Raw genomic sequence first — 8727 nt, forward strand, 5'->3', positions numbered from 1 at the left:
TCTTCAGTTCCGGGACGTTCAGGCCGCCGGGGTGAACAGCAGCGCCGTGTTGTGGCCGCCGAACCCGAACGAGTTGCTGATCGCCGCGGTCAGCTCGACCTTGCGGGGTTCGCCCGCGACGACGTCGAGCTGCACCCGCGGGTCCAGGTCGGTCAGGTTCCGGGTGGCCGGCACCAGGCCGTGGTAGAGCGAGAGGATCGTGATGATCCCCTCGACCGCGCCCGCTCCGCCGACGAGGTGGCCGAGCGAAGCCTTCGGCGCCGTCACGACCACGTGCTCGCCGATCGCGTTGCGGATCGCCGCCGCCTCGCCGATGTCACCGACCACAGTGGACGTGGCGTGCGCGTTCACGTGCCCGACGTCCGCCGCGGTGACGCCGGCCATCTTCATCGCCGCGCGCATCGCGGCGATCTGGCCGATGCCCTCGGGGTGGTTGCCCGTGATGTGGTAGGCGTCCGAGGTGATGCCGTGGCCGGCGATCGTCGCGTAGACGCGCGCTCCGCGGGCCTTCGCCAGGTCCGCGCGCTCCAGGATGACCACGCCGGCGCCCTCGCCGAGGACGAAGCCGTCGCGGTTGGCGTCGAACGGCCGCGACGCGCTCGCCGGGTCGTCGTTGCGCGTGGAGACCGTGCGGGCCTGGGCGAACCCGGCCAGCGTGATCGGGTGGATGCACGCTTCGGCACCCCCGGCGATCACGACGTCGGCGCGTCCGGAACGGATCATCTCCACGCCGCTGGCGATGCCCTCGGCACCCGAGGCACAGGCCGAGGCCGGGGAGTGCACCCCGGCCCGCGCCTTGAGGTCGATGCCGACGTGCGCGGCCGGGCCGTTCGGCATCAGCATCGGCACGGTCAGCGGCGACACCTTGCGGAGACCCTGCTGGTGCAACAGGTCGTTCTGGGTGAGCAGGGTGACCGGGCCGCCGACGCCGGTGCCGATCGACACGCCGAGGCGGTCGGGGTCGACGTCGGTGTGCTCGTCGGTCGGCTCGGTGTACCCGGCGTCGGCCCACGCCTGCCGGGCGGCGATCAGCGCGACCTGCTCGCAGCGGTCCATCCGGCGGGCCTGCACCCGCGGGAGGACCTCCGAGGGATCGACGGCCAGCTGGCCGCCGATCTTGACGGGCAGCTGCAGCTCCTCGACCCAGTCGGCCTCGATCGCGCGAACCCCGCTCGCCCCGGCCAGCAGACCGTCCCAGGTGGACGTGACGTCCCCGCCGAGCGGTGTGGTGGCGCCGAGACCGGTGATCACGACGTCGATGTTGCTCATGGGAGTCTCCTCAAGGAGGGAAGAGGACTTACTTCGAGTTGGCCGACACGTAGTTCACCGCGTCGCCCACGGTCTTGAGGTTGGCGAGCTCGTCGTCCGGGATCTTGACGCCGAACTTGTCCTCGGCCTGCACGGCGATCTCGACCATCGACAGCGAGTCGATGTCCAGGTCGTCCACGAACGACTTCTCGGCGGTGACGTCGTCCTGAGCCACACCGGCGACCTCTTCGACGATCTCGGCGAGGCCGGCGAGGATCTCAGCGTTGTCAGCCATGGGGGTGTTCCCTTCTCGGTCTTACTGGGGGTCTGTTTCCCTCGGGCGAATGCCCGCGGGGAGCGTAACGGTGGTCAGGGGCAGATGAACGCCTGCCCGGCGTAGGACAGGCCCGCGCCGAACCCGACCGCCAGCACCACGTCGCCGGGCTTGGCCGTCCCGGCCTTGCGCATGTGGTCCAGCGCGAGGGGGATGGACGCCGACGAGGTGTTGCCGGAGTACCTGATGTCGTCGGCGACGACCATGTCGTCGCGGGCGCCGTTGGCCCGCAGCTTCTTGGCGATCGCCTCGACGATGCGCAGGTTGGCCTGGTGGGGGATCAGCACGTCCACATCGGACGGCTTCAGCCCGGCGACCTCGAGCGCGCGCAGCGCGATCGGCGCGATCTGGGTGGTCGCCCACCGGAAGACCGACTGGCCCTCCTGGTAGATGTACTTCTGGTCGCGCATGTAGATCAGGTCGACCAGGTCGCCCGCGCTGCCCCACGAGACCGGGCCGATCTCCGGCTCGTCGGACGCGCCGACCACCGCGGCACCCGCGCCGTCGGCGAAGATGATCGCGTTGGCCCGGTCGACCGGGTCGACGGAGTCGGTGAGCTTCTCCGCGCCGATGACCAGGACCTTCTTCGCCGAGCCGGCCCGGATCAGGTCCGAGGCGACACCGAGGCCGTAGCAGAACCCGGCGCACGCGGCGTTGAGGTCGAACGCACCGGGGCTGGGGATCCCGATCCGGGCCGCCACCTGCGCGGCGGCGTTCGGGATGAGCGTCGGCATCGTGCAGTTCGGCAGGATCACCGTGTCCACTTCGGACGGGTCGACGCCGGCGTCCTCGAGCGCGGCCTTGCCGGCGGCGACGGCGAAGTCGGTCAGCGACTCGTCCTTCTCGGCGAAGCGCCGCTCGACGATGCCGACGCGTGCCTGGATCCACTCGTCGCTGGTGTCCATGATCTTCGAGAGGTCGTCGTTGGTGACGATCTTCTCCGGCTGCGCGCTGCCGATACCCAGCACGCGGCTGCCGCGGGAGCCGATGTTGAGGCTCAGGGCCGGTCGGTCGGTCACGAGGCGTCCTCCTGGCGCAGCGCGGCCAGCTCGGCCGGCGTCTTCAGCGCGGTGGTAGTGGTGACGACGCCCTTGAGCTGCCGCTTGACCAGGCCGGTCAGGGTGCCCGCGGGCGCGAGTTCGATCGTGCGGGTGACGCCGAGCGAGACCAGGCCGTCCATCGTCAGGTCCCAGCGGACCGGGCGGGTGACCTGGGAAACCAGCCGCGACAGGTACTCGGCCCCGCTGGTGACGACGGTACCGTCCGCGTTGGACAGCAGCGGGCGGACCGGGTCGGCCGGGGTCAGCCCGGCGGCGTGGGCGCGCATGGCCTTCTCGGCGGGCGCCATGTAGTGCGTGTGGAACGCGCCGGCGACCTTGAGGGCGCGGATCTTCGTGCCTTCGAGGGGCTCGGCGACGATCTTCTCGATCGTGTCGGCGGCACCGGAGGCGACGATCTGCCCCGCGCCGTTGCGGTTCGCCGCGGTCAGGCCCTGTCCTTCGAGCCACGCGACGACCTGCTCGGGGTCCCCGAGCATGACCGCGGCCATCGACGTCGGTTCCAGCGCGCACGCCTTCGCCATCTCGGCGCCGCGGACGGCGGCGAGCGCAACGGCGTCTTCCGGCTGCAGTACCCCGGCGATCGCGGCGGCCGCGAGCTCGCCGACGGAGTGGCCGGCGACCGGCGCGTCCGCGGGCACCGGGGCGGTGGCCTGGAGGTGCTCGAAGGTGAGCAGCGACAGCGCGACGATCAGCGGCTGGGCGATCGCGGTGTCCTGGATCTCGTCGGCCTCCGCCTCGGTGCCGAGGCGGAGCAGGTCGAGCTCCGCGCGCTCGGACCACTGCGCGACGCGCTCGCGCGCGCCGTCGAGGTCGAGCCAGGGCGTGAACATACCGGGGGCCTGGGACCCCTGACCGGGAGCGAGGACTGCTGCTGTCACCCTTCAAGACAACACGGCGAACGGGGTTTCCCGGGATGCCGACGTTCACAGTGTCTGTGCGGCGTCTTTGTCGGAACCCTCCAAAGATGCGGCGTGGAAGCTCGCGCGTAACCCGGATGCCTTGTCGGGTTCAATCACCTTTCGCTGTTAAGTCCATCACGTGACGCCCGTCTCGGGAACGCTCACTCCTGCGGGGTGAGCACGACGACGGGGATCGCGCGATCGGTCTTCCGCGCGTACTCGTCGTAGAGGGGGAAGATCGCCGCCATCTCCGCCCAGAGGGGGCCGCGCTCGTCCGGCGACGCGACCCGGGCGCGGGCGGTGAACCGGCGGGTGCCGACCTGGACGCCGACGCTCGGTTCGGCCAGGAGGTTCTTGAACCACGCGGGGTCGTCGTCGGCGCCGCCCTTGGACGCGACGACCACGAACTCGTCCCCCGCGGTGCCGTAGATCAAGCAGGTGCGCCGGGGCAGGCCGGTCCGGCGGCCGGTGGTGGCGAGGATGAGCGTGCGCACGCCGTTCGACTCGTGGCCCACGGTGCCGCCGGAGTCCAGGTAGGCGCGGGTCTGCTCGGCCACCCACGTCCACTCCGGGTCGGTGGAGTCGGTGGCGCGGTCGAGGTCGTCGGCGACGGCCATGGTGTGTCCTTCCGGTCCGGAACGGCCTCCGCGACCGCTCTTGTCTTCGAGACGAAGCCGGCGCCCGGCTTTCGACGTCCGGCGATCACCAGAGGCCGCGGGCCCTCGCGAGCCGTCCCACGGTCAAGGCGATCCGCAGCACCAGCGCGTCCCGCGGGTCGGTCGCCTGGCAGCCGGTCAGGTCCGCCGCCTTGCGCAGGCGGTACCGGACCGTGTTCGGGTGGACGAACAGCGTCTTCGCGCACGTCTCCAGCACGCCGCCGCTCTCCAGGTACGCCTCCACCGTGCGCTGCAGCGTCGGCCCGGCCTCTTCCAACGGGCGGGCGATCGTGTCCACCAGCAGGCGCTCGGCCTCCGCGTCGCCCGACAGCGCACGCTCGGGCAGCAGGTCGCCGGAGCGCACCGGGCGGGGCGCGCCCGGCCAGCCGACCACCGCGCGCAGCCCCGACAACGCCTCCGTCGCGCTGTGGTGGGCCTCCGCCAGCGTCGGCACCGTCGGGCCGGCGACCACCGGGCCCTCGGCGAACGCCACCGACATCCGGGTCAGGATCTCCCGCTCCTTCACCCCGCCGTCGGTCGGGCCGCCGACCACGACGACCAGCCGCGAACCCTGCACCGACAGCAGCACCGGACGCCCGACGCGGGCCGCGCGGCTGCGGACCTCGAACACCACCGTCGGCGGGTCCTCCGACGGCGGGTTGCCGACGAGGACCGTGGCGGCGGCCGAGGGCTCCCAGCCCAGCGCCGTGGCCCGCGAAAGCACCGACTCCTCGGCGTCGCCGCGGACGATGCCGTCGACGACCAGCGCCTCCAGCCGGGCGTCCCAGGCGCCGCGCGCCTCCGCCGCGGCGGCGTAGGAATTGGCCGCCGCGAACGCGATTTCCCGGCCGTAGCGCAGGATTCCCTCGATCAGCGCGGCGCGTTCCGCCTCGGTCGCCGCGAACTCGGGCAGCTGCTCCTCGAACACCTCGATGGCCAGCCGCACCATGCCGACCGCCTGGCGCAGGCTGATCCACCGCGACAGCTCGGCCGGCGCGTCGCGGAACGCCTCGGTTGTGAGCTTGAGGGCCTCTTTGGAGTCCCGCAGCCAGGAAACGAAACCGGCGGCCCCGGCCTGGGTGATCAGCAGGACGCTCGCGCGCTGGTCGGCGGGCAGCCGGGCGAACCACGGCAGCCGCCGCTCCATCACCGCGATGCTCGCGCTCGCCAGGCTGCCGGACGCGTGCTCCAGCCGCCGGAGCGTCTTCGCGGACAGTCCGTGGTGCTTCGGCACCCGGCGCGGGGTGGTGGTTCCATCCATGGCGCCCGCGATCCTACGTGCCCGCAACTTTGGTAGCCCCTCGCGGCAACGCGCGAGGGTAGGCGGTGCGTGTACGCACTGCCTAGGATCGGGGCCACGCGAGAACGGGGGAACCGGAATGACCGGTTTGGAAATAGACGGGATATCCAAACGCTACGGCGACGTGGTCGCCCTGCGGGAAATGAAGTTCGACGTCCGGCCGGGGGAACTGTTCGGGTTCGTCGGCAGCAACGGCGCCGGCAAGACCACGACCATGCGGATCGCGCTCGGCGTGCTGTCCGCCGACGCCGGCGAAGTCCGCTACGACGGCGCGCCGGTGACGCACGAAACGCGCCGCCACATCGGCTACATGCCCGAAGAACGCGGCCTCTACCCGAAGATGAAGGTGGCCGAGCAGCTGACGTACCTCGCGCGGCTGCACGGCATGGCCGCCGCCAACGCGCAGGCGTCGGCGCAGCGGTGGACCGAGCGGCTGGGGGTCGCCGGCCGCCGCGACGACGAGGTGCAGAAGCTGTCGCTGGGCAACCAGCAGCGCGTGCAGCTGGCCGCGGCGCTGGTGCACGAGCCGCGGATCCTGGTGCTCGACGAGCCGTTCTCCGGCCTCGACCCGGTCGCGGTCGACGTGATGAGCCAGGTGCTCAAGGAAAAGGCGGCCGAGGGTGTGCCGGTCGTGTTCTCCAGCCACCAGCTCGATCTGGTGGAACGGCTCTGCGACCGGGTCGGGATCGTCCGCAGTGGACAGATGGTGGCCGTCGGCACGGTCGGCGAGCTGCGGGCCGGCGGTGCGGTGCGGCTGCGGGTCGACGTCCCCGAGGCCGAAGCCGGGTGGGCCGACGGCCTGCCCGGGGTGAAAGTGCTCGGCCGGACGGGCTCGGTGACCGAGCTCGAACTGGGCGAGGACGCCGACGACCAGGCCGTGCTCAAGGCGGCGCTGGCCACCGGGCCGGTCCGCGAGTTCGCCCGTGAGCAACCGTCGCTGACCGAACTGTTCCGGTCCGTCGTCTCGACCGAGGAGGTCCCCGCATGAGCACCCCCGACGTCCGGATGAGCCCGGCGGCCGCGGTGGGCCTGGTTGCCTCCCGCGAGATCAGCACCCGCGTGAAGTCGAAGGCCTACCGCATCAGCACCGCGGTCACGCTGCTGCTGATCGTGGTCGGCATCCTGGCGGTCAAGCTGTTCGCCGGTGGGGGCGCCGACGCGAAGGTCGGTTTCACCGCCGCCACCGCCGGCTTCTCGGCGCCGCTGACGGCGACGGGGAAGACCCTCGACCAGAACATCGAGACCACGCAGGTTTCCGACGAAGCCGCCGGGCGGGCGAAACTGGCCGACGGCTCGCTCGACGCGCTGCTCACCGGGGACGGCCGGAGCCTGCACGTCCAGGTGAAGAAGGACCTCGACGGCAAGCTCGCGAACATCCTGCAGGTGCTGGCCCAGCAGGTGGCGGTCAACCAGCAGGTCGCCGCGCTGGGCGGGGACCCCGCCCGGTTCCAGGCCGCGATCGCCTCGGCGAAGTTCGTCGAGGACCCGCCGCTGGAGCAGCCCTACGACTACAACGGCCAGCAGCTCGTGCTGGGCATCATCGCGGGCATCCTGATCTACATGTCGCTGCTGCTGAACGGCCAGACCGTCGCGCAGGGCGTCGTCGAGGAGAAGACCTCGCGGGTGGTCGAGCTGCTGCTGTCGACGATCAAGCCGTGGCAGCTGATGGCGGGCAAGGTGCTCGGCATCGGCCTGGTCGGGCTGATCCAGATGGTCGTGATCGGCATCGGCGGGGTGGTGACCGGGCTGGCCACGGACGTGCTGACGATCTCGGTCTCGGCCGCCGTGGGCACGGTCGCCTGGCTGATCGTGTGGTACCTGCTCGGGTTCTTGATGTACTCGATCGTGTTCGCCGCGCTCGGGGCGCTGGTTTCGCGCCAGGAAGACGTCGGCGGCGCGACGACGCCGGCGCTGATGTTCGTGATCGCCGGATACGTGATCGGCATTTCCGTGCTGCCGTCGGATCCGGGCAACACGTTCGTCGAAGTGCTTTCGGTGATTCCGGTGTTCTCGCCGACGTTGATGCCGATGCGGCTGGCGATGGGCGGAGTGCCCGTTTGGGAAGCCGTGGTGTCGGTGGGGCTCGTGGTGCTGCTGATTCCGGGGCTGATCTGGTTCGCCGCGCGGATCTACCGGAACGCGGTCATGCGGACCGGCGCGAAAGTGAAGCTCCGGGACGCCCTGCGCGCCGCCTGAGGCAATCGTCGGTGTAATGCTCGAGGCCGCCCGGCGCTTGCGGTTTACGCTGCGCCGGACGGCCTCGTCTCCCCGGTCCCCACCGGTAGAACCAGTATGGCCACGAGTGATCTTCGCGCGCCAGTCGTCTCACTCGATCGTGGAGCGCACGAGTTGCCGCCCCTGGGTACTTGATCGACGATCCGGTGCAAATCCGTGGAGGGAGTCGGTATGGGCGAGCAACTCAAGGACGGGCTCGGGCAGGCGTGGGCCATGGTGGCCACGTTCGTCCCGAAACTCGTGGGATTCCTGATCATCCTGCTGATCGGCTGGTTGATCGCGAAAGCCGTCTCGAAAGGGCTGGCGCTCGTGCTCGGGAAAGCCGGATTCGGGAAACTGGTCGAGCGGACCGGGCTGAGCGGAAAGATCGGCCAGCAGAAGTTCGACGCGACCGGGATCCTCGTCAAATTGGTGTATTACTTCATTTTGCTGATCGCGCTGCAGCTGGCGTTCGGCGTGTTCGGGCCGACCAACCCGGTGAGCCAGCTGCTCAACGACATCATCGCGTTCCTGCCGCGGATCGTGGTGGCACTGGTGCTCGTCGTGGTGGCCGCGGCGATCGCGAAGGTGGTGCGGGACGTCGTCGCGTCCACGCTGTCCGGCCGCGGCGCGGCGCGCCCGCTGTCGCTGGCGGCCTACTGGCTGATCATGGCGTTCGGCATCATCGCGGCGCTCGGCCAGGTGAACGTCGCGACGGCGATCACCGGCCCGATCCTGATCGCGGTGCTGGCGACGATCGGCGGCGTGATCGTCGTCGGCTTCGGCGGCGGCCTGATCAAGCCGGCCCAGGACCGCTGGCGCGGCTGGATGGCGAGCATGGAGCACCAGCTGGAGACCCCGGCCCAGCGCACGGGCGAGATGGGCACCGGCCCGGCCGCCCCGCGCGCGACGGTCGACAGCACGCCGACCTCGCCGGTCGGCACCCCGCGCCCGCAGGGCTGAGGCCCGAGGAGCGGCGCGGGCCCGATCGACGTCGCCTCCGCCGGCGCCCACT

9 protein-coding genes are annotated in these 8727 nt (G+C 71.1%); 3 read left to right on the top strand and 6 right to left on the bottom strand.

Features of this window, described 5'->3' with window-relative positions; translation table 11 throughout:
- Window positions 1–18: 18 nt before the first annotated feature.
- The 6 genes from IE317_RS31895 to IE317_RS31920 all read right to left on the bottom strand — a co-directional run bounded on the left by IE317_RS31895 (window position 19) and on the right by IE317_RS31920 (window position 5459).
- On the bottom strand, window positions 19–1269 hold the full coding sequence (locus IE317_RS31895; RefSeq protein ID WP_191315075.1) for a beta-ketoacyl-[acyl-carrier-protein] synthase family protein: 1251 nt from the start codon (window positions 1267–1269) through the stop codon (window positions 19–21).
- A gap of 28 nt (window positions 1270–1297) precedes the next feature.
- Window positions 1298–1543, bottom strand: a complete 246-nt coding sequence (locus tag IE317_RS31900) for an acyl carrier protein (protein ID WP_004559006.1) — start codon at window positions 1541–1543, stop codon at window positions 1298–1300.
- A gap of 74 nt (window positions 1544–1617) precedes the next feature.
- The gene (locus IE317_RS31905) at window positions 1618–2601 is read right to left on the bottom strand and encodes a beta-ketoacyl-ACP synthase III (RefSeq protein WP_191315076.1); all 984 of its coding nucleotides are present in this window, start codon (window positions 2599–2601) and stop codon (window positions 1618–1620) included.
- On the bottom strand, window positions 2598–3521 hold the full coding sequence (locus tag IE317_RS31910; protein ID WP_191315077.1) for an ACP S-malonyltransferase: 924 nt from the start codon (window positions 3519–3521) through the stop codon (window positions 2598–2600). Before IE317_RS31910 ends, IE317_RS31905 begins: the two co-directional genes overlap by 4 nt.
- A gap of 182 nt (window positions 3522–3703) precedes the next feature.
- Complete coding sequence (locus IE317_RS31915; RefSeq protein ID WP_191315078.1) at window positions 3704–4159, bottom strand: nitroreductase family deazaflavin-dependent oxidoreductase; 456 nt, start codon at window positions 4157–4159, stop codon at window positions 3704–3706.
- 85 nt (window positions 4160–4244) lie between these two features.
- A complete protein-coding gene (locus tag IE317_RS31920) occupies window positions 4245–5459 on the bottom strand; it encodes a PucR family transcriptional regulator (protein ID WP_191315079.1) in 1215 nt (404 codons plus the stop codon).
- A gap of 118 nt (window positions 5460–5577) precedes the next feature.
- Here IE317_RS31920 and IE317_RS31925 point away from each other — a divergent pair, with 118 nt between their 5' ends.
- The 3 genes from IE317_RS31925 (at window position 5578) to IE317_RS31935 (ending at window position 8675) form a co-directional block, all read left to right on the top strand.
- Entirely contained in the window at window positions 5578–6486 is a 909-nt protein-coding gene (locus IE317_RS31925; protein ID WP_191315080.1) for an ABC transporter ATP-binding protein, read from the top strand.
- Window positions 6483–7694: an ABC transporter permease gene (locus tag IE317_RS31930; RefSeq protein ID WP_229903026.1), complete on the top strand. Its 1212-nt coding sequence runs from the start codon at window positions 6483–6485 to the stop codon at window positions 7692–7694. Before IE317_RS31925 ends, IE317_RS31930 begins: the two co-directional genes overlap by 4 nt.
- Window positions 7695–7904: 210 nt before the next feature.
- Window positions 7905–8675, top strand: a complete 771-nt coding sequence (locus tag IE317_RS31935) for a mechanosensitive ion channel family protein (protein WP_191315081.1) — start codon at window positions 7905–7907, stop codon at window positions 8673–8675.
- Window positions 8676–8727 lie beyond the last annotated feature (52 nt).

Origin of the sequence: Amycolatopsis bullii, from assembly GCF_014654205.1 — a bacterium.
Lineage (GTDB): Bacteria > Actinomycetota > Actinomycetes > Mycobacteriales > Pseudonocardiaceae > Amycolatopsis > Amycolatopsis plumensis.

Excerpts from the sequence above, each read along its gene's own strand:
- IE317_RS31895 (WP_191315075.1), bottom strand. The coding sequence starts at position 1,269 with ATGAGCAACATCGACGTCGTGATCACCGGTCTCGGCGCCACCACACCG.
- IE317_RS31900 (WP_004559006.1), bottom strand. The coding sequence starts at position 1,543 with ATGGCTGACAACGCTGAGATCCTCGCCGGCCTCGCCGAGATCGTCGAA.
- IE317_RS31915 (WP_191315078.1), bottom strand. The coding sequence starts at position 4,159 with ATGGCCGTCGCCGACGACCTCGACCGCGCCACCGACTCCACCGACCCG.
- IE317_RS31920 (WP_191315079.1), bottom strand. The coding sequence starts at position 5,459 with ATGGATGGAACCACCACCCCGCGCCGGGTGCCGAAGCACCACGGACTG.
- IE317_RS31925 (WP_191315080.1), top strand. The coding sequence starts at position 5,578 with ATGACCGGTTTGGAAATAGACGGGATATCCAAACGCTACGGCGACGTG.
- IE317_RS31930 (WP_229903026.1), top strand. The coding sequence starts at position 6,483 with ATGAGCACCCCCGACGTCCGGATGAGCCCGGCGGCCGCGGTGGGCCTG.
- IE317_RS31935 (WP_191315081.1), top strand. The coding sequence starts at position 7,905 with ATGGGCGAGCAACTCAAGGACGGGCTCGGGCAGGCGTGGGCCATGGTG.